Origin of the sequence: Mesorhizobium australafricanum (genome assembly GCF_033977265.1) — a bacterium.
Classification (GTDB): domain Bacteria; phylum Pseudomonadota; class Alphaproteobacteria; order Rhizobiales; family Rhizobiaceae; genus Mesorhizobium; species Mesorhizobium australafricanum.
This window is the reverse complement of sequence record NZ_JAVIIT010000008.1, coordinates 209192-227791: the sequence shown is the minus strand read 5'-3', so window position 1 is coordinate 227791 and position 18600 is coordinate 209192. Positions and strand designations below refer to the sequence as shown.

Here is an 18600-nt window from a genome sequence, read left to right as displayed (position 1 = left end):
ACCTCCATGGATAAGACCATTCCCGGCGTCGCCCTTGTCACAGGGGCGTCCTCCGGCATCGGGCGCGCAACAGCCGATACGCTGCGGAACGCAGGTTTTCGCGTGTTCGGAACCAGCCGTCGCGCGGTTCCCGAAAAATTCGATGGCGTTACCATGCTGACCTGTGACGTGAGCGGCGACGCGTCCGTATCGAAGCTGGTCGACGAGGTGCTGGCCGAGGCCGGGCGCATAGACCTGCTCGTCAACAATGCCGGCATCGGCCTGCTCGGCGGCGCGGAGGAATCCTCGACGGCACAGGCCCAGGCGCTGTTCGATGTGAATGTCTTCGGTGTCATCCGGATGACCAATGCGGTGCTGCCGACAATGCGGCGTCAACGGAACGGCAGAATCGTGAATCTGAGTTCCGTGCTGGGCCTAATTCCGGCTCCCTATTCCGCCCTCTATTCGTCGACCAAACACGCCATCGAAGGCTATTCCGAATCGCTGGACCATGAACTGCGCTCTTTCGGAATTCGCGTGGTGCTGGTCGAGCCCGCCTACACACGCACGTCCTTTGAAGAAAATCTCGCCAGGCCCGATCGGCTGCTGGATGTTTACGACGCTGCGCGTGCCGGCATGGATGCGGTCCTGCGCAAAGCGATCGAGCAAGGCGATGCTCCCGAGGTCGTAGCCAGAACGGTCTTGCAAGCAGCGACCGCCTCCGTGCCGAAGAGGCGCTATGCTGCAGGAAAAAGGGCTCGCCAGATCAGCTTTCTGCGCCGCTTCGTTCCCGAATCCGCATTCGACAAGAGCCTGCGCAAGCAAAACGGGCTGCCGGTCTGACATCCGAGCCTTTCACTCCAGCGACCCTGCCCCTCCAGGTCAAAGCCGCCGGCGGCAATTATCTGTTCACCGTCGACTGCATGTAAGCATTCCCTATTGCAATCCCCGGAAGAAAAATGTTGATTAAAATCTCCGGGGGAGACGAAATCGTGAATAGGGGCGTGGTGCGGCTTCTTCCGAAGCCTAAGGTTTCTATATTCATTTGCGGTTGTGGACATACGGGCTCGACCTTGCTCGCCCGTATACTGGCCGCCCATCCTGAAATTTTCGCCATCCGGCGTGAGACAAGCGCTTTTGTCTCCGGCAACGGCGCGCGATGGACCAAGCTAAGCCTGGTTTTATTGCAGGCGGCCATTTCACGCCGCAGCATCTGGGTCGAGAAGACTCCGAACCATATCCACTATACGAGGCAGATCATCGAGACGATCCCAGGCGCGCGCTTTATCGTCGTCACGCGCGACGGCAGGGATATCGTGGCTTCGCTCGGGCAGCGTTACGAGGGCGATTTCGACAAAGCCTTCCAGAGATGGATCGCCGACAGCAGGGCCTCGATGCTGCGCATCGAAAAGGGCGAAAGCATCCTGTGGCGTTATGAGGACTTCATTGAATCGCCGGCGCTTTCCATCGAACGGCTGTGTCGCTTCATCGGTGTGGCCTTCGACCCGGGTATTCTGAACTATCACCAGCAGCCCGTCGTGTGGGGCCGCGAAAAGGCGGTTCGCACGCCGCATTCCGCCCGCCGGCACGCGCAGGTGAACCAGCCGATCACCGACTACCGGGGCGGCTGGCGATCCAGGCTGCCGACGGAAGTGGCCAGCCGCTTCGACGCGGGTGAAGCGCGGGAAATCATGGACTATTTCGGATACTCGCAGGCCGAGCATCTGCCGGAGGATATCGATCTCCAGACCTAAGCGTAGTCGAGAAGCGACCGTTTGCACGGGGGCGGATCGGAGGCGACTGCCCGAGAAGCAGCGGCCGGCGCCGACGTATGGGCGAGCGCGCGTGCCCACCATTAAACCAGCAACGTCTTCAGCATGGATTTGGGCGCGCCCAACGGACCGGTAATCAACAGTGAGCGCCGAGAGAACTGGTGGCGGCTCGACTGATCCGCGAATTCGCGCAACAGCTGGCTGCCGCGGCCGATCGCATAGAAGTTCAAGATCCGACCAATGCCAATCCGGCCAACACGGGGAACGCGCATCGCAGCCGAAACTCGATGATGCGCAGAAAAGACGCTTGACTCATCCTCTCCCTTACGGACAAGTTACGTTGTCAGACATCTTACATACGAGGGAGGTTTCGTGAGGAGATTTATCGCTTGTTTCGCGCTGGCTGCCGGCGCGCTCGCATTTGCGTCGGCAGCGTGGGCGGGAGAAACCCTGGATCGCGTCATAACCAAGAAGGCCATGGTGGTCGCGACCAACAGCGGCTGGCCGCCGCAGAGCTTTCTGGACGAGAGCAACCAATTGGTCGGTTTCGATATCGACGTCTCGAAAGAAATCGCCAAGCGCCTGGGCGTCGAGGTCAGCTTCGAGACGCCCGAATGGGCCACCATGACCGGCGGCCACTGGCAGGGCCGCTATGATCTTGGCGTTGGCTCGGTGACGCCGACCAAGCCCCGGGCCAAGGTGATCGATTTCGCGGGCATCTATTATTACAGCCCCTACGTCTATGTGGTTCACAAGGACAGCAAGGCGAAATCCGTGGAGGATCTAAACGGCAAGGTGATCGGCGTCGAGACCGCCACCACCTCGGAAGATTTCATTCGCCGCCAGTTGGAGATCGACGCTCCCGGCCTTCCGCCAATCGAATACAAGCTGCAGCCTGGCGAGGTCCGGACTTTCGCCGATTCTATGCTGCCCTTCGACGATTTGAGACTTGGGGACGGCGTGCGGCTCAACGCGGTCATCGCGCCCGAGCAGACCGCTCAAAACGCCATCAAGAACGGTTATCCGCTGCGCATCCTGGAGGGCGATTACGCCTTCCGCGAGCCACTGGTGGTGATCGCGGACAAGGGCGATACCGAGTGGACCACCAAGATCGGCGGCATCATCGACCAGATGAAGAAAGACGGCACGCTGGCCACGCTGACCACCAAGTGGTACGGCAAGAACTACAGCGCCGATTGACGCTCGTCGCGGGCGGCCCCCTCAAGGCCGCCCTGCTTCCATCAGAACCCATCATGACCTATCCCGATACCTATTATCGCCGCACGCTTGCCGACGAGAAGGTCAGACCACCGCTCGCGGGTCCGGCCGAATGCGACACGGTCGTTGTCGGCGGCGGACTGGCCGGTCTGACGACGGCGCTGCAACTGACGCGCGCCGGGCAGCAGGTCGTGCTGCTCGAAGCCGAGAGCATCGGCTTCGGCGCCTCGGGCCGCAACGGAGGCTTCGTCAGCCCCGGCTTCGCGACCGGCAGCGACAAGATCGCTGCGATGGCCGGCGGGACGGCGGCAAGAGAGCTGCATCGGCTCTCGATCGAAGGCGTCGATTTCGTGCGGCAGACGATCAGGGATCTCGACATCACGGCAGCGAAGCCTCGCCCCGGGATCATGGGCGTGCTGCGTCACGACGGCGGCGCCGAACTGAAGGCTCATGCGGAGAGGCTGGCACGGGATTTCAGCTATCCGCTCGAATATTTCGAGCGTGACCAAGTGCGCGCTGTGCTGCATTCCGAGCGCTACTACCAGGGCCTGCGCGATGCCAATGCCTTCCACATGCATCCGCTCAACTATCTGCGCGCCGTCGGCGTGGAGATCGAGCGGCTGGGCGGCAGGATTCACGAGGGCTCCAGCGCGACCGAGGCCAGACTCGATGGCCCGCGTAAGACCATACGCACCGCAAGCGGCGAAGTACGCGCGCGGCAAGCGGTGTTTGCCACCGGCGGCTATACAGGACCGCTGGTCGGCCGGCTGAAGCGGGCCATCCTGCCGATCGCGACCTATGTGATGCTGAGCGAGGAAGCTCCCGATCTCATCGCCAGCGCCATCGCGACGACGGACGCCGTCGGCGACAATCGCCGGGCCGGCGACTACTACCGCGTCGTGGAGGATGGAAAGCGGCTGCTCTGGGGTGGGCGCATCACCACGCGGGCCGCTTCGCCCGCGGCGCTGGCGAGCGAATTGCGCCGGGAGATGGTTGGAACCTACCCTCAGCTCGCTACGCTCAAGACCGAACTCGCATGGTCGGGACTGATGGCCTACGCTCGCCACCTAATGCCCCAGATCGGGGAGCTGCAGCCAGGCGTCTGGTATCTTACGGCGTTTGGCGGCCACGGCATCAACACGACGGCGATAGCCGGCAAGGTGGTCGCCGAGGCGATACTCGGCCAGTCGGACCGCTACCTTCTGTTCGCGCCGTTCGGACTGGCCTGGGCGGGTGGACCGGTGGGGCTTGCCGCGGCGCAACTCACCTATTGGAAGCTGCAGGCACAAGATTGGTGGCACGAACGCCCCCGCTAACCAGAAGGGATATCGACAGGTGATCGGCAGACTGCTGCTCAACTATCCGGACGCCGCGCGCCGCATCGGCGTGTGGCTGGCGCTGGCCGCTTTCGCCGCGGGCCTCTACGGTCTCGGCATCAAGGCAGACTGGATCGGCAAGCTGATCCCGGGCTCGATCGAATGGCTTGCGACCAACCCCGTGGTGGCGCGAGGCGTCTCGGCGGTGCTGATCGCGCTGATCGTAGCCGTCAACTGGAAAGCGCTGCAGCAACTCGGGCGCAAGCAGCAGATCGTGGCCGTATGGACCGAACTGTTCGTGCTGCTGATGCTGTTCTTCTACTCCTTCGATCTGTCCTTTTCCTTCATCGCCAGGAAGATCGGTTTCCTCATTTCGCAGGGCGTGGTGACCACGCTCTACATTTCCGCCATTTCGATCGCCATCGCCACGGCCATCGCCTTCATGGGCGCCATAGCCAAGCTTTCCAAGAACGGCACGATCTATGGCCTGGCAACCTTCTACACCTCGCTGTTTCGCGGGCTGCCGCTGCTGATGCAGATCTACATCATCTACCTCGGTCTGCCCCAGGTCGGTTATGTGATCGGGGCCGTGCCCGCCGGGATCATGGCGCTGTCGCTTTGCTACGGCGCCTATATGACCGAGATTTTCCGTGCCGGCATCGAAAGCATCCCGCGCGGCCAGACGGAAGGCGCCACCGCACTTGGGCTCACCCCCAACCAGACGATGTTCCTGGTGATCCTGCCGCAGGCGATGCGCGTCATCGTGCCGCCGACGGGCAATCAGTTCATCGCGATGCTGAAGGATTCCTCCCTGGTCTCGGTGGTCGGGGTCTGGGAGATTATGTATCTGGCGCGCACGCAGGGCCAGACCGAGTTCCGGCATATCGAGATGCTGATCACCGCCTCGATGATCTACTGGCTTTTGTCCATTGGGCTGGAATTCCTGCAGTCCCGCATCGAGGAACGGTTCGGCCGCTCGCTCAAACGCTGAGCTTCAATGCGGCATCCCCTCCTGGGGAAAGCCGCCGAGATGGCGGCAGGCCAGAGCGGCATGATCACGGCCGCTTTCGAGGCATTGCACCAGCGGCTTCCTGGCCAGCCATGCATGCAGGAAACCGGCGATGAAACTGTCGCCGGCGCCGGTCGTGTCGACGACCTCGACCGGGCGGATGCCGGTCTGGGCGCGCCCGTGGGCCGTCAGCGCCATCGACCCCTCGGCACCGCGCATGACGACGGCGCAGCCTGCGCCGCGCGATAGGAAATCCGCCGCCATCGCTTCCGCCGCATCGCGAGGTTGGTCGGTCGAGCAGAATACTATGCTCAAACCCTCCACACCGAGATCGGCGGGATCGGCATTGACCGAGATGTCCTGCGAGACGCTGACGCCTGCCCGCGACAGGCGCCTGCGCAAGGCACCGCCATCGTCCAGCCAGCCGATATGGACGTGATTCATCGTCCCCAAGATCGCCAATTCGGCCTCGTCCGGCGCATAGCCGGCGCAGGCGCCGAAATTCTCGGCGGCAATCAAACGCTCGCCGGACGGCAAGACTTTGATGTCGGTCCAGGCGGTGTTGCGCTGGCCTACGCGCAGGTGCTCGACCGCCACCCGATTGGCTTCGAGCTCGGCGCGGGTGCGTTCGCCCTCGGCATCGCACCCGACAGCGCCGAAATAGAAGCTGTAGCGGCCAAGTCGGGCGAGCTGGACGGCGACGTTGAGCGCGTTGCCGCCGACCAGCGAGCGGCCGATCGGCGCTCCGAGGCGATCGATGCAGTTGTCGCCGACGGCGGCAAATCGAAGGCTGCTCATATCCTGCGTTACGCTATCAATCGCTGATGCCGAGGGCTCAGCTCAATAGGCAACGCGCTTGTAGTAGCGGCGCGTCGTCAGCGGGTGGTTGCGGATCACCTCGAGATGAGCGCTGACCCGTTCGAGCGCCGTCGCGAGCACGATCGGCGAAACCAGCGCGCGCACGTCAGGCGAAATACCGGGCAGTTCAAAATCGGCCGTGTCGAGCACCGTCAACTTGTCCGTATACCTGGGTACGAATTTCTCGACGCGATCGACCAGCGGCCGGGCGCTGTCTTCGCCCTTGAAGAGCACCACGCTGACGTCTTTGTCCACCAGCTCCAGCGTGCCATGGAAAAAGTCGGAAGCATGCACGGGGCGGGTCCGGATCCACTGCATCTCCTCCAGAATGCACATGCCGTAATACCAGGCCTGCGGCCAGACATTCCCGGCGCCGGTTATGATGTGATAGTCGGAGGCGGCCAGTTTCTGCGCGAAACCGGCGGCTTCCTTTTCATAGCTCCGCTTCACTTCCAGCAGCAGTCCCGGCAACTGCTCCAGTTCGGCGAGTATCCGTTCGGATTCGGCGAGCTCACCGCGATGCTTCAGCACTGCAAGCGCGATGAAGAGCGACTGGAGATAGAAGGACTCGCAGGACGTGTCGTCCTCGGCGAAGTTGACGAAGACGTGGTCCCCACCCTTGCCGAGCGGCGTCTCCTCATGTCCGACCAAGGTGATCACCGTCGCCCCGACTTCCTTGATTCTGGCCAGGAGCGCGACGCTTTCCTTGGTCGTGCCGGAGAGCGAAGGCAACACGACGATCGATTTATTGGTCAGGTGCACGGACTGGGTAAGCTGCAGCTCGGCGGTGATGTCGAGGAAAGCCGGAAAGCCGGATCGGCGCTGCAGCAATTGCGCGGCCGGATGCATCAGGATCGCCGCACCGCCGGTGCCGAGAAAGAAGATGTTCTGCGCTCCGGCGGCGAGGCACCGGGCCACAACGGCTTCAATGCGCTCGCGCAAGGCCACCGCCCCCGATTGGATGCGCACAAACCGGGCTTCATCGAAATTGAGCATCGTTCCCTCGATTAGCTAAGTTGTAAGACAACTGACATCTGCAGAAGCACATTTCAAGGGAAATTTTGCGGATCGGCTCTCGGGCCTTCCCGCTATGCAACGCGATCGCTCCGGCATGCCTCCGCTTGACCCGGGCGCGATTGTCCGACAACAAAGGGAGAGTTGGCACAATGGGGAAGAGGGACTTGGACGAGCCGCTTCGGGATGCGCGCACATTGGCGGTCCAGCTCCGCGACCGCTTGGCCGACCTCATCAGGGCCGAAGGCCTCAAGCCCGGCGACCGACTGCCAACGGAATCGCAGCTGACACAGCGCTTCCGCATCTCGCGCCCTGCCCTGCGCGAAGCGCTGAAGCTTCTCGAACAGGACGGCATCATCTCCGTCACTCATGGACTCGGCCGCTTCGTCACCGCGAATTCCGCCGTCCAGGTCGACCGTCCCATCACGGTATTTGAAAGCGTGACCGACATGTCGCGCCATTATGGCTACGAGACCGTCAACAAGGTTCTTTCCATCGCAGAGGAAACGCCCGAGCCGCTGATCCAGCAGCAATTGCGCCTGACGGACGGAGAGCGCGTCATCCGGCTTGAACGGCTACGGCTGCACAACGATCTGCCCCTCATCTATTCGCTGGACTACGTACCGCGCAGCCTTTTGCCGGGCCGCCTCTTCGACATCGAATGGAGCGGCTCGCTGCTAGCGCTGCTGGAAAAACACCGCCATCAGCCGCGTATGTCGGCCGCCTCCGTTGCAGCCGTGACGCTGCCGGACGAAATCGTGCAGCGCAACGACCTGCGCGACTTCGGGCCAGCCCTGCTCATTACTGAAACCTGTTTCGACGGGACCGGAAAACCGGTCGTCCATGCCGCCGTCTATCATCGCGGCAGCCATTTCGCCTTCAGCTTCGCACGAAAGTGAACGCCCAACCGCCGCGGATGACGGGTATCAGGGGCGATGCAGATATCGAGGGCCGCGCAGCTAGCGTGGGAGCAGTCGCGAGACCTTGAGCCGCGGTGCGAAAAAGCAGCGCAGATAGGGCTGGTTGGTTATGACGTAGTGGTTCTCGCAGATATGGTACCGGCCGTCCGGCGATTCCTGCACGCGGTCTGGCGGGATGTTGAAACCATCGGGCAGATAGACATAGCCGCCGTCGACCCTGGACTGCACCGAAGACTCCGGTATGGGGCGGCAATCCGTACCGCCGCAACACTTGAAGTTCGTTACCGGATCGACCTTGTTTTGGTACCAGTCATGGGCATTGGCGCCTGTGGCGGCGGCAAGACACATGGCTGTGACGATGACCCTTCGCATGGCATCCTCGACGAGGCGGAGGCGCTGCTCGTTCGAGCGTCATGTATATTAGCGTTCCGCCGGGAACGCCATTGGCCGGCGAAGGCCACGCAAGCGACACCCTGCACTGAGGGGCGCCGACGGGTAAAGCCGGACCTCAAACCGAGGCCCGGCCTTGCCCGGTCAAACCAGCCGCTGCCCGCCGTCGATGTGGATGGTCTCGCCGGTCATGAAGGCGCTCTGCATCAAATAGAGATAGGCTGGCGCGATGTCGGCAGGGCTGGCGATCCTGCCCGCCGGGATGCGGGCGCCCATCTGCTCGAAATAGCCTGACTTGGCCCGGCCGACGATTTCGTCCCACATCTCGGTATCGACCCAGCCGGGCGAAACGATGTTGACGCGGGTCGGCGCGAGCTCCAGGGCCAGCGCGCGGGCGAAATAGGTGAAGGAACCGGCGACCGCCGAAACCACCGAGCCGCCCGGGACGGGCGGGCGGTCCTTGTTGATGCCCGAGGTGAAGATCATCGAGCCGCCTTTGTCCAGCGTGCCCACGGCGTGCTTGGCGAGCATCACGGCGCCGATCAGCTTGCCGTCGACGAATTGGCGCACGAAATCCATGTCGGCCTCGCCGATCGGATAACTGGGCGGCGGCGTGCCTGCCGTCGCCACCAGATGGTCGAAGGCGCCAGCCTCCTCGAACAGGCGGACGACGTCCGCCTCGTTCGCGATATCGGCGGCGATGCCCTTCACGCGCCCTGCCCCGGCGAGCCTGTTCTCGGCGGCCTTCAGCTTGTCCTTGGAGCGGCCGACAATCACGACTTCCGCGCCGCTTTCGAGAGCGGCGGCCGCGACGCCGAAACCGATGCCGGAGCTGCCTCCGACGACAATGATCTTCTTTCCCGTGAGATCGGTCATGGGTCTTCTCCGTCTTCGAGTGATCAGGGTTGAAATCAGGCGCGGCCGGCGTGGGCGGCTGCGATGTCGGCAAGGATGATCTTCTTCATCGAATACATCGCCTGGCGCGCCCGCTCGGCCTTCGCGCGGTCCGGGTCGTTCATCAGCCGCAAGGCTTCGCTTGGGATGACCTGCCAGAAGACGCCGAACTTGTCCTTCAGCCAGCCGCAGGGCTGTTCCGAGCCTCCGCCGGCGATCAGCGCGTTCCAGTAATAGTCGGTCTCGGCCTGGTCCTTCGTCTCGATGTAAAGCGAGATCCTTTCGTTGAAGGCCGGCACCCCACCGGCGTTGAGCGCGGTGAAGCGCTGGCCTTCGAGCTCGAATTCGAAGATCGCGTGCGGAACGGTCCTGTTGGTGCCGCCGACGAAGTCGGTGAACTCGATCGAACCCAGCGCGCGGCTGTTCTTGAAGACCGACAGGTAGAAGTCGCGCGCCTCCTCGGCATCGAGATTGAACCAGAGGAAGGGATGAACGGTAGCCATGGTGTCCTCGCAAGTTTTGATCTTAAGTGAGCTTTGATCACAAATGCTGTGAGGACTTTTGGGCGGAAAAGGCTCGACGGACAAACCAAAATTTGGCAAGTATTTGTTACCATAGCTCACAAATAGATTTCGCCATGACCCGCAGACTGCCGCCGCTCAACGCCTTGCCGGCCTTCGAGGCCGCCGCCCGGCACCTGAATTTCTCGCGGGCCGCCGACGAGCTCAACCTGACGCATGGCGCGATCAGCCGGGCGGTTAAACATCTCGAGGACCAGCTTGGCGTGCAGCTGTTCGAACGGGCGACGCGCTCGGTGCGGCTGACCCCCGTCGGCGAGCCCTATGCGGTTGCCGTGCGCGAGGCGCTCGACCAGCTTGCGCTGGCGACGCAGACCGCGACCTCGCGTCATTCGGGCTCGACTTTGAACGTCAGCACCTCCGACGGCTTTGCCGGCAAGTGGCTGGTGCCGAGGCTCTACCGTTTTCATCGCGCGCATGGCGACATCGACGTGCGCGTCTCGACCACCGGCAAGCTGACCAATTTCCGTGGCGACGGCATCGACGTCGCCATCCGCTATGGTGGCGGCCATTATCACGGGCTGACCTCGGAATTCCTCACCGGCGAGGAGGTGTTTCCCGTCTGCAGCCCGAAGCTTTTGGAGGGCCCGCATCCATTGCGCTCGCCCGAGGACCTCAGACACCACACGCTGATCCGCGACGGCTACCGGATCGACTGGGCGGCGTGGCTCGCCAGCGCCGGCGTCAAGGGCGTCGATCCGAATAGCGGCCTCACCTTCGATTCCGCCACCTTCGCGGTGGAGTCGGCCGTGCAGGGCGAAGGCGTGGTGCTCGGCCGCACCATGCTGGTTTCCGCCGATCTCGCCACCGGCCGGCTGGTACGGCCCTTCGACCATGCGCTGAAGGCGGTCTCAAGCTTCTATCTGGTCTACCCGCCGGAAGCGATCCGCCAGCGCAAGGTGAAGGCGTTTCGGGACTGGCTGTTTGAGGAGATCGAGCCGGGCTAAGGCGCTTGTCCAAATGCCGCGGCTTGCGGAGAAATGCCGATTGAGCGATGCTGGCGACCATGACCGCCGAGTATCTGAATCATAAATTGGAATGCCCGTTTTGCGGGGTTATCCGTTTGCAGATTCCGGCCGACGCTCAACCAGCAACCCCCATCCATTGCGCCGAATGCGGAAAATATCTCGGCACCTGGGATGAGCTTCAGACTGATTTCGAGCAGCAAGGCGGCACCGACGGCATATTCCGTTTGGACCGGGGACGTATTCTGAAGCTCGATTCCAGCAAATGATTTCCCGAACGAGGTGAACGGCAAGTGTTCGAACTCGCCGGCAGCCTTGACGGTCAAAAGCCAAAAAACCATATCACAGCCAGGCGTGGACCGGTGTCGGTCTTAGCCCATCCGAAGCTCAAATTGTTCGTTCGACTTGGAGGATCTTATGAACGATCGCATGTTTGATAGCCCCGTTTTCGTGAAAAGCGGGAACAGCCTCATCCAGGAAATCGCGTGCATCGAAGACGCCCTGGAATTTCTCTACGAATGGCCCAAGAACAGACGCGGCACCATCTATGAAACCGCCCTGCGTGCGTGCCAACGAGCATTCGACAGCAACTATCCACTAAGCACCGCCAGGGATGCGTTCTGCGGTTTCGCAAAGTCGGTCAAAATCCATGAGGACGTGAGCATCACTTTGCCTTGGATGACCGGCAAAGGCGGACGCGGCGGCGGCGCGGTGGCGTAAGGTCGTTGCAGGAGGCAGTTCGAAATGCTCGCTAAACCGTTCGAAAAGCCGATCCGCGTCTGGGTTGGATTGGGATTCCCGCGTCAGTTGAACACTGTCGTGGACGCCTATCAATTTGTCATCGACTGGTGTGGCAACAGCCCCGAGCAGAAGGCGGCGATCCGTGCCTGCAAGGCCGCCCTGGCCGGGGATATCGACCCAGAAACAGCAAAAGGCGTGTTCGTTGCCTTTGCGCGCAGGAAGGACATCCTCATCGAGGATGGCGCAATTCCGCCCACCACAATGGGAAACGCCCAGCCGAAGCATGCCTGACGAATGAGGCGGCGGCAAACGCCGCCTCCTTCATCCGACGAGAAGGCCCGCCTAGATTTGTGGATTCTAAAGCGCGTCGCACTGAACCGGATTCAGGCGATGCGCTTTAAATCTTTGTTTTGATGCATGTCGTTGTCCCAGAACCGCTGCACACTTCTGGGCGACATGCATTAGATCCCTAAATGGGGCAACCGACGGCACGGGCGGGGGGCGTTGGGGAGCCGCCGGTTACCAGGACGGGGGGCCATGTAATCAGAAAATGCATAGGCCCTTATGCGATAATGCCACCTATCCGCGTTCTTGGGAACTGGTTTCCAGCTTAAAATTCAAACGCATATGGGGGAAAGCGCATATTCACGATGACCATCGTACGCTCTCCGCGACAGGAACCAGATCGGCCGTGCCGCGTCATAGAGACAGGCTTTTGTCGCGGAGTGACATCGATGGTCAGGTTCTTTCTCGTCGTTGCGGTGGCGCTCGCGCTCGCGTGCGGTGGAGTGAAGGCAGCGAAACTCGACCTCGACGCGGTCAATCAGGCGCAATTCACCGGGAGCCAGCCGAAAGGCGTAAGCCCGATGCTGCTCAAGGCGCAGATCCTTCTGGATCGCGCCCGCTTCTCCCCCGGCCTGATCGACGGCCGCCTTTCCGACAATTTCGCCAAAGCCGTCGCGGCCTTCCAGGCGGCGAACGGACTGCCCTCCGACGGCAAGCTGACGCGCGAGACCTGGGACAAGCTGACCACAACCTTCGCCGGCCCGGTGCTGACAAGTTACGACGTCACTGCAAAGGATGTGCGCGGGCCCTTCACCAAGCGTATTCCCGCGCGCATGGAGCGGATGGCGCACCTCAAGCGCCTCGGCTATCGCAACGCACGGGAGAAATTGGCTGAGCGGTTTCATGTCAGCGAGCAAATGCTGAGGATGCTCAATCCCAAAACCGGTTTCAGGAAGGCCGACGAGACGCTGGTGGTGCCCGATATCGGCCGCGGCGATCTTCCCGCAGCCGTTGTGAGTATCGAGGTGGACAAGGCGTCCCGCCAGGTGCGCGTGCTCGATCCGTCAGGCAAACCGGTCGCGGTCTACCCCGCCTCGATCGGCAGCGAGGAGAAGCCGGCGCCGAGCGGCGCGGCGGAGGTCAAGCGCGTCGTCCACAATCCGACCTATCATTACAATCCGAAATTCGCATTCAAGGGGGTGAAGACCAAGCGGCCGTTCACCATCGCCAAGGGTCCGAACAATCCGGTCGGATCAGTCTGGATCGACCTCTCGATCGAAAGCTATGGCATCCACGGCACGCCCGACCCCGGCAAGATCGGCACGACCTTCTCGCATGGCTGCATCCGGCTGACCAATTGGGACGCCGAAGACCTCGCCGCCATGGTCAAGCCAGGAACGAAAGTCGACTTCAAGGACGAGACCGCGCAGGACGGGCAGGCTCAGTGAAAGCCGGCAGGCATTGGACTCGCAACGCAAGACCCGCAGCATAAATCCAGCTTATCATGACCCCTAATTTTTGAAGGCGTTACACGGCGTTTTGGCGCCTGTAGCTTCGACCGCAGTTTTCTCAGCTCGGTCGAAAATTGGTGGTTTGATGCAGACACATGCGCGGGTGGTGATCGTTGGCGGGGGATGCGTCGGCGCGGGTATTCTCTACGGCCTGGCCAAGCGCGGCTGGACCGACGTGGCGCTGCTGGAGCGCACGCAGCTCACCGCCGGCTCGACCTGGCATGCGGCGGGGCTGATCCCGTCTTATGCCCGCAACGTCAATGTCGGGCGGATGATCAGCCGGAGCATCGAGATCTACGAGGGCCTCGAGGCCGAGACCGGGCAACCGGTCGGCTGGCACAAATGCGGGCAGCTGCGCATCGCCAATTCGCGGGACCGGCTCGACGAATATAAGAGCTATATGAGCGTCGCCGAAGTGCAAGGCATGCGGGCCCAGCTGCTGACGCCGGACGAAGCGCGAAAGCTCTGGCCGCTGCTCGACAACAGAGAGATGCTCGGCGCGCTCTACCATCCCGATGACGGCCATATCGCGCCGGCCGACGTGACGCATGCCATGGCCAAGGGCGCGCGGGATCTCGGCGCCAAGGTTTATCTCAACACCGAGGTCAGCGGCTTCAAACGGACGCCCAGTGGCGAGTGGCTGGTTGAGACAAACCAAGGCCACATCACCTGCGAGCACGTGGTCTGCGCGACAGGCAATTACGCGCGCCAGACCGGCGCGCTCCTCGGGCTCGACATCCCGGCGATCCCGATCCTGCACCAGTACTGGATCACCGAGGCCGTGCCGGAGGTGGTGGAGCGCAAGCGCGCGGGACGTCCTGAGATGCCGATCCTGCGCGACGAGGGTTTCGAAGGGTATCTGCGCGAGGAAGGCGACGGGCTGATGTTCGGGCCTTACGAGCGCACCGCGAACCTGAAGCTGTTCGCCGAGGACGGCGTGCCCGCCTGGTTCGGCGCCGATCTGCTGGAAGAGGATTTCGAGGCGGTGTCGTGGAACTGGGAGCAGGCGCTGCAACTGGTGCCGGCGCTCGGGCGGGTCGGCATCAAGGCCAATGTGCGCGGCCCCTTCCAGATGACGGCGGACGAGCTGCCTTTGATGGGACCGGCCTGGGGCCTGCCCAATGTGTGGCTCGCCGAAGGCGTGCCGGGCGGCATCCTGTGGGGCGGCACGATCGGGTATTACCTGTCGGAGCGCATTGTCGAGGGCGGCAACAGCCTCGACACCTCCGATCTCGACCCGCGTCGCTTCGGCGACTACGCCAACAAGGCCTGGACGCGCGAGAAGGTGCGCGAGGCCTGGGGCACGCATGCGGAACAGAAATATCCGGGACAGGACATGCCCGCCGCGCGGCCGCAGAAGACCGCGCCCTCCTATGACAGGCTGACGGAGCTCGGCGCCGTCTGGGGCGTGCTCAATGGCTGGGAGATGCCCAACTGGTTCGCGCCGAAGGGTGTCGAGGCCAAGGACCAGTATAGCTGGCGCTGGACGGCCAAGGGGAATTTCGTCGGCGAGGAAGTGCTGGCCGTGCGCAAAGCCGTCGGCCTGGTCGAAATGACGCCGATGACCAAGTTCGAAGTGTCGGGACAAGGCGCAGCCGCGTGGCTCGACAGGATCATCGCCAACCGGCTGCCCGCGCTCGGCAAGGTGACGCTGGCGCATCACCTGACCACCAGGGGCGGCGTGCAGGCGGAGTATATGGTCGCGCGGCTCGGCGAGGACTTGTTCTACCTTATCTCGACGCCGCGCGCCGAGCGCTGGAATTTCGACGACCTCTCAAGACTCCTCCCCGCCGACGGCGGCGTGAGCCTGAAGAACGTCACCAACGATCGCGGCTGCTTCACAGTCGTTGGCCCCAAGGCGCGCGAGGTGCTGCAGCCGCTGACGGAGATCGACCTTTCCAACGAAAGCTTCCCCTGGTTCGGCGTCAAGACCGGCAACGTGGCTCTCGCCAGCGACGTGCGGCTGCTGCGCGTCAACTATGAAGGCGAGCTCGGCTGGGAGCTCTACCATCCCCTGCCCTACCAGCGGCAGTTGCTCGACGCGATCCTGAAGGAAGGCGAGAAGCACGGCATGCGGCTGGTCGGGCTGCATGCGCTGGAGTCGCTCAGGCTCGAAAAGTCCTATCGCGCCATGTATCGCGACATGAACCCGGAGCTGAACGCGCTGGAAAGCGGGCTGGAGCGTTTCATCCGTCTCGACAAGGGCGACTTCGTCGGGCGCGACGCGGTGCTGCAATACAAGGAGCGCAACGACCAGCGCCGGTCGGTGACGCTCAGGATCGATACCGACGGCGCAAGCTCCCTTGCCAATGAAGGGCTCTATAGCGAAGGCGCGCTGGTCGGGCGCATCACGTCCGGCGGCTATGGCTACGCGCTCGGGCATGACGTGGCGCTGGCGCTTCTGCCCGAGCGTTTTTCCAGGCCCGGCACGAAGCTCGATGTTGCGATCCTGGGTGAATGGAAGGTCGCCGAGGTGGTTGCTGATTCGCCTTACGATCCCACGTCAGCCAGAGCGCGGATGTAGCCGACAGGGGAGCCGAGAATGCGCATCGACCGGATCAACGTCTATTCGGCGCAGCTGCCGGTCAAAAACGGCGTCTACCGCATGGCCAGCGCCGATGTGGAGGCTCTGGACTCGACGCTGGTCGAAATCATCACCGATGACGGTTTTGCCGGCTGGGGCGAGACCTGCCCGATCGGCCCGGTCTACCAGCCGCATCATGCGCTTGGTGCCCGCGCCGCTGTCGCCGAAATCGCCCCCGGTTTGATCGGCGCGGAAGTCGCCTCGATCAGGCTGCTCGCCAAACGCATGGACGAGAGGCTGAACGGGCACGGCTATGCCAAGGCCGCTTTCGACATGGCCTTCCTCGACCTGCTGGGCCAAAAACTCGGCGTGCCGGTCTCGACATTGCTGGGCGGGGCGCTGACGGACCGCGTGCCGGCCTATTATTCGCTGATCGTCGGCCCGCCGGACGAGACGGCGAGGATCGCAGCCGACAAGGTGAAGGCCGGCTATCCGCGCCTGCAGGTCAAGATCGGCGGGCGCAATCTCGAAGAAGACGTGGCCGTCGTCCGCAAGGTCTGGGAAGCAGTCGGCTACAAGGCTCGGCTAGCGGTCGACGGCAACCGCGGCCTGACGGTGGCCGCGGCGATCCATCTCGACCGGCTCTGCCAGGCGATCCCCTTCGTCTTCGAGCAGCCCTGCAACACGATGGACGAGATCGCGACGCTGAAAGGCCGCGTCACGCATCCGGTCTATCTCGACGAGAGCACCGAGGACCAGAACGCGGTGCTGCGGGCGATCTCACTGGGCATCGCCGACGGCTTCGGCTTCAAGGTCACCCGCCTTGGCGGCCTCACCAAGATGACGACGGTGCGCGATCTCTGCGCCATCCGCTCGCTGCCGCACAGTTGCGACGACGCGTGGGGCGGCGACATCATCGCGGCGGCCTGCGTGCATCTGGCCGCCACGGTCGAGCCGCGCCGCATGGAAGGCGCCTGGATCGCGCAGGAATATATCAAGGGGCATTTCGACCAGAAGCACCCGGTCGTCATCAGCCAAGGTCACATCGCCGTGCCGCAGCGGCCGGGGCTGGGCGTGAAACCCGAGCCCGGCATGTTCGGCAAGCCGGTGGCGATATACGGGCCGTAACGCGCGCCAGGCAACGCGGTGGAAACCTGTACCGGTCGATCACTTCGTGAACGACGCGGATCGTTCCGCCCTGTCCTGCGTTCTTGTGACACGCAAGGAGGAACGGCGATGGACGACGATCGGACCGAGAAGATCAGGCAGCGTGCCTATGATATCTTTCAACGCGAGGGCGGTATCCTTGGCAACCATGAACGGCACTGGCAACAGGCCGAAATGGAAATCGACCGCGAAGCGGCCCTGCCGCTGACGGCGGACGATGCGCTGCCCGAAACGCGCGAGATCGACAGCACGGATGTGCTGACGGTGGAGGCGCTTGCCATGCGCACCGGCATATCGGCCGAAGAAGCCCAGGAGTTGCTCGACAGGCTGGGCAACGACCGCGCGGCGATCGAGCAGGCGGCACGGAGCCTTACGGCCAAGAAACGCTAACTGCGCCGGGAAAAAGCCGATACGGCCGGCGCCACGCTGGGTTGGCGGCGACGAATGCCGTCGCTCAGAACGTCTCGAACCGGCGCTCCACTTTGACCGCGAACGCTTCCCGCTTCTCGGTGGAAATGCCCTCGACGGAATATCTCGTCATGTAGAGATGCTTCACGTTGCGGCCGCACATTGTCTTCAGGCCCCGCAGCAACACCTTCTTTCCCGGATTCTGCATATAAAGTTCCGTGTACCACCAGGGCGATCCGCACGTGGTCACCACCCCCATGCGGCGGATGTTGAGAAGCAGAGGCTTGATGGCGCCGCCATCCGCCGGCACCTCGTAGGCGATGCCGGGCCGCCAGACGCGGTCGAAATAGCCCTTCAGTATCGCAGGCATGCCCGACCACCATGTCGGGAAGCAGAACACGCAGGCTTCAGCCCACCTCAACGCATCGATATAGACCTGCAGGTCCTTGGGTATCTGATTAAGATCGAAGTGGCCGCGTCTCTCCGCGGCCTGCATCACGGGATTGAAGTTCATGGCATGGAGATCGAAATCGACGACCTCGTCACCCCTGTCCTTGAGGGTCCGGACAATGCGATTGTGGAGCGAGGCCTGGTAGCTGTCGGCTAATGGATGCGCATAGACGACATTGATCTTCATTACTTTCGCCTTCTGAAATAAGGCATATTAGCTTTCGCGCAATAAATGGGAAGCGGCGATCAAGCGCTTGGACGGAACACCTGGCCATGTCCGGGGGTTCCTCCTGTCTAACCCACAGGAGACTGTCATGGACCACACCAACCACGTAAGGCTGACGAACGCCGAGCTGACGCCGACTATCCTCGAGGGCGCGACCATATACGGCCCTGACGACGAGAAAATCGGTTCCGTCGATCACCTGCACGGCAGCCAGGTCGTCATCGATGTCGGCGGCTTCCTCGGCATCGGCGCCAAGCCGGTGGCCGTCACCGCCAGCCAGCTCGATTTCATGCGCGACGAGGACGGCGACGTGCATGCCGTCACCAGTTGGACGAAGGACCAGCTCAAGGCGATGCCGGAGCATCGCGACTGAAG

The 18600-nt window shown here is 62.8% G+C and carries 22 protein-coding genes; 15 read left to right on the top strand and 7 right to left on the bottom strand.

Annotated elements, in window-relative coordinates:
* Positions 1 to 6 precede the first annotated feature (6 nt).
* Positions 7 to 822, top strand: a complete 816-nt coding sequence (locus RFM98_RS17905; protein ID WP_320310114.1) for an oxidoreductase — start codon at positions 7 to 9, stop codon at positions 820 to 822.
* A gap of 116 nt (positions 823 to 938) precedes the next feature.
* Positions 939 to 1733: a sulfotransferase family protein gene (locus RFM98_RS17900; protein WP_320310113.1), complete on the top strand. Its 795-nt coding sequence runs from the start codon at positions 939 to 941 to the stop codon at positions 1731 to 1733.
* A gap of 101 nt (positions 1734 to 1834) precedes the next feature.
* On the opposite strand, the gene RFM98_RS17895 is transcribed toward RFM98_RS17900, so the two are convergent.
* Entirely contained in the window at positions 1835 to 1981 is a 147-nt protein-coding gene (locus RFM98_RS17895) for a hypothetical protein (protein ID WP_320310112.1), read from the bottom strand.
* A gap of 142 nt (positions 1982 to 2123) precedes the next feature.
* Between RFM98_RS17895 and RFM98_RS17890 the strand changes: the two genes are divergently transcribed.
* The 3 genes from RFM98_RS17890 to RFM98_RS17880 are packed head-to-tail and all read left to right on the top strand — an operon-like array spanning position 2124 to position 5276.
* On the top strand, positions 2124 to 2951 hold the full coding sequence (locus RFM98_RS17890) for a transporter substrate-binding domain-containing protein (protein ID WP_320310111.1): 828 nt from the start codon (positions 2124 to 2126) through the stop codon (positions 2949 to 2951).
* A 53-nt stretch (positions 2952 to 3004) separates the two neighbouring features.
* Complete coding sequence (locus RFM98_RS17885; RefSeq protein WP_320310110.1) at positions 3005 to 4285, top strand: NAD(P)/FAD-dependent oxidoreductase; 1281 nt, start codon at positions 3005 to 3007, stop codon at positions 4283 to 4285.
* Positions 4286 to 4304: 19 nt separating this feature from the next.
* Positions 4305 to 5276, top strand: coding sequence for an amino acid ABC transporter permease (locus tag RFM98_RS17880; protein ID WP_320310109.1), 972 nt, complete (start codon positions 4305 to 4307; stop codon positions 5274 to 5276).
* Positions 5277 to 5279: 3 nt separating this feature from the next.
* Here RFM98_RS17880 and RFM98_RS17875 read toward each other — a convergent pair whose 3' ends face one another.
* Both RFM98_RS17875 and RFM98_RS17870 read right to left on the bottom strand, forming a co-directional pair.
* Positions 5280 to 6092, bottom strand: a complete 813-nt coding sequence (locus RFM98_RS17875) for a PfkB family carbohydrate kinase (protein ID WP_320310108.1) — start codon at positions 6090 to 6092, stop codon at positions 5280 to 5282.
* A 42-nt stretch (positions 6093 to 6134) separates the two neighbouring features.
* Positions 6135 to 7148 carry an SIS domain-containing protein gene (locus RFM98_RS17870; protein WP_320310107.1) on the bottom strand — a complete coding sequence of 338 codons (1014 nt, stop codon included), beginning with the start codon at positions 7146 to 7148 and terminating at the stop codon, positions 6135 to 6137.
* 185 nt (positions 7149 to 7333) lie between these two features.
* Between RFM98_RS17870 and RFM98_RS17865 the strand changes: the two genes are divergently transcribed.
* Entirely contained in the window at positions 7334 to 8065 is a 732-nt protein-coding gene (locus RFM98_RS17865) for a GntR family transcriptional regulator (protein WP_320310189.1), read from the top strand.
* 60 nt (positions 8066 to 8125) lie between these two features.
* On the opposite strand, the gene RFM98_RS17860 is transcribed toward RFM98_RS17865, so the two are convergent.
* From RFM98_RS17860 to RFM98_RS17850, 3 genes are all read right to left on the bottom strand, one after another.
* Positions 8126 to 8314 (bottom strand): hypothetical protein, encoded by a 189-nt coding sequence (locus RFM98_RS17860; protein ID WP_320310106.1) that lies wholly within the window; start codon positions 8312 to 8314, stop codon positions 8126 to 8128.
* A gap of 306 nt (positions 8315 to 8620) precedes the next feature.
* On the bottom strand, positions 8621 to 9352 hold the full coding sequence (locus RFM98_RS17855) for an SDR family oxidoreductase (protein ID WP_320310105.1): 732 nt from the start codon (positions 9350 to 9352) through the stop codon (positions 8621 to 8623).
* A 35-nt stretch (positions 9353 to 9387) separates the two neighbouring features.
* On the bottom strand, positions 9388 to 9873 hold the full coding sequence (locus RFM98_RS17850) for a VOC family protein (protein ID WP_320310104.1): 486 nt from the start codon (positions 9871 to 9873) through the stop codon (positions 9388 to 9390).
* A 134-nt stretch (positions 9874 to 10007) separates the two neighbouring features.
* Here RFM98_RS17850 and RFM98_RS17845 point away from each other — a divergent pair, with 134 nt between their 5' ends.
* The 8 genes from RFM98_RS17845 (at position 10008) to RFM98_RS17810 (ending at position 17531) form a co-directional block, all read left to right on the top strand.
* On the top strand, positions 10008 to 10895 hold the full coding sequence (locus tag RFM98_RS17845; protein WP_320310103.1) for a transcriptional regulator GcvA: 888 nt from the start codon (positions 10008 to 10010) through the stop codon (positions 10893 to 10895).
* Between the two features lie 47 nt (positions 10896 to 10942).
* A complete protein-coding gene (locus RFM98_RS17840) occupies positions 10943 to 11182 on the top strand; it encodes a hypothetical protein (protein WP_320310102.1) in 240 nt (79 codons plus the stop codon).
* 148 nt (positions 11183 to 11330) lie between these two features.
* Complete coding sequence (locus tag RFM98_RS17835) at positions 11331 to 11633, top strand: DUF982 domain-containing protein (RefSeq protein WP_320310101.1); 303 nt, start codon at positions 11331 to 11333, stop codon at positions 11631 to 11633.
* Between the two features lie 24 nt (positions 11634 to 11657).
* Positions 11658 to 11945, top strand: coding sequence for a DUF982 domain-containing protein (locus tag RFM98_RS17830; RefSeq protein ID WP_320310100.1), 288 nt, complete (start codon positions 11658 to 11660; stop codon positions 11943 to 11945).
* A gap of 443 nt (positions 11946 to 12388) precedes the next feature.
* Positions 12389 to 13387 carry a L,D-transpeptidase gene (locus RFM98_RS17825; protein WP_320310099.1) on the top strand — a complete coding sequence of 333 codons (999 nt, stop codon included), beginning with the start codon at positions 12389 to 12391 and terminating at the stop codon, positions 13385 to 13387.
* A 148-nt stretch (positions 13388 to 13535) separates the two neighbouring features.
* Positions 13536 to 15974 carry a GcvT family protein gene (locus RFM98_RS17820; protein WP_320310098.1) on the top strand — a complete coding sequence of 813 codons (2439 nt, stop codon included), beginning with the start codon at positions 13536 to 13538 and terminating at the stop codon, positions 15972 to 15974.
* Between the two features lie 18 nt (positions 15975 to 15992).
* A complete protein-coding gene (locus RFM98_RS17815) occupies positions 15993 to 17102 on the top strand; it encodes a mandelate racemase/muconate lactonizing enzyme family protein (RefSeq protein WP_320310097.1) in 1110 nt (369 codons plus the stop codon).
* 108 nt (positions 17103 to 17210) lie between these two features.
* A complete protein-coding gene (locus tag RFM98_RS17810) occupies positions 17211 to 17531 on the top strand; it encodes a DUF2934 domain-containing protein (RefSeq protein ID WP_320310096.1) in 321 nt (106 codons plus the stop codon).
* A gap of 64 nt (positions 17532 to 17595) precedes the next feature.
* On the opposite strand, the gene RFM98_RS17805 is transcribed toward RFM98_RS17810, so the two are convergent.
* Positions 17596 to 18186, bottom strand: coding sequence for an NAD(P)H-dependent oxidoreductase (locus tag RFM98_RS17805; RefSeq protein WP_320310095.1), 591 nt, complete (start codon positions 18184 to 18186; stop codon positions 17596 to 17598).
* A 127-nt stretch (positions 18187 to 18313) separates the two neighbouring features.
* Here RFM98_RS17805 and RFM98_RS17800 point away from each other — a divergent pair, with 127 nt between their 5' ends.
* Positions 18314 to 18598, top strand: coding sequence for a PRC-barrel domain containing protein (locus RFM98_RS17800; protein ID WP_320310094.1), 285 nt, complete (start codon positions 18314 to 18316; stop codon positions 18596 to 18598).
* Positions 18599 to 18600 lie beyond the last annotated feature (2 nt).

Bases quoted from the DNA above. Each gene is read 5' to 3' on its own strand.
- RFM98_RS17815 (WP_320310097.1), top strand. From the start codon at position 15,993: ATGCGCATCGACCGGATCAACGTCTATTCGGCGCAGCTGCCGGTCAAA.
- RFM98_RS17800 (WP_320310094.1), top strand. From the start codon at position 18,314: ATGGACCACACCAACCACGTAAGGCTGACGAACGCCGAGCTGACGCCG.
- RFM98_RS17845 (WP_320310103.1), top strand. From the start codon at position 10,008: ATGACCCGCAGACTGCCGCCGCTCAACGCCTTGCCGGCCTTCGAGGCC.
- RFM98_RS17820 (WP_320310098.1), top strand. From the start codon at position 13,536: ATGCAGACACATGCGCGGGTGGTGATCGTTGGCGGGGGATGCGTCGGC.
- RFM98_RS17900 (WP_320310113.1), top strand. From the start codon at position 939: ATGTTGATTAAAATCTCCGGGGGAGACGAAATCGTGAATAGGGGCGTG.
- RFM98_RS17840 (WP_320310102.1), top strand. From the start codon at position 10,943: ATGCTGGCGACCATGACCGCCGAGTATCTGAATCATAAATTGGAATGC.
- RFM98_RS17875 (WP_320310108.1), bottom strand. From the start codon at position 6,092: ATGAGCAGCCTTCGATTTGCCGCCGTCGGCGACAACTGCATCGATCGC.
- RFM98_RS17805 (WP_320310095.1), bottom strand. From the start codon at position 18,186: ATGAAGATCAATGTCGTCTATGCGCATCCATTAGCCGACAGCTACCAG.
- RFM98_RS17855 (WP_320310105.1), bottom strand. From the start codon at position 9,352: ATGACCGATCTCACGGGAAAGAAGATCATTGTCGTCGGAGGCAGCTCC.
- RFM98_RS17830 (WP_320310100.1), top strand. From the start codon at position 11,658: ATGCTCGCTAAACCGTTCGAAAAGCCGATCCGCGTCTGGGTTGGATTG.
- RFM98_RS17850 (WP_320310104.1), bottom strand. From the start codon at position 9,873: ATGGCTACCGTTCATCCCTTCCTCTGGTTCAATCTCGATGCCGAGGAG.
- RFM98_RS17905 (WP_320310114.1), top strand. From the start codon at position 7: ATGGATAAGACCATTCCCGGCGTCGCCCTTGTCACAGGGGCGTCCTCC.
- RFM98_RS17825 (WP_320310099.1), top strand. From the start codon at position 12,389: ATGGTCAGGTTCTTTCTCGTCGTTGCGGTGGCGCTCGCGCTCGCGTGC.
- RFM98_RS17835 (WP_320310101.1), top strand. From the start codon at position 11,331: ATGAACGATCGCATGTTTGATAGCCCCGTTTTCGTGAAAAGCGGGAAC.
- RFM98_RS17870 (WP_320310107.1), bottom strand. From the start codon at position 7,148: ATGCTCAATTTCGATGAAGCCCGGTTTGTGCGCATCCAATCGGGGGCG.
- RFM98_RS17810 (WP_320310096.1), top strand. From the start codon at position 17,211: ATGGACGACGATCGGACCGAGAAGATCAGGCAGCGTGCCTATGATATC.
- RFM98_RS17885 (WP_320310110.1), top strand. From the start codon at position 3,005: ATGACCTATCCCGATACCTATTATCGCCGCACGCTTGCCGACGAGAAG.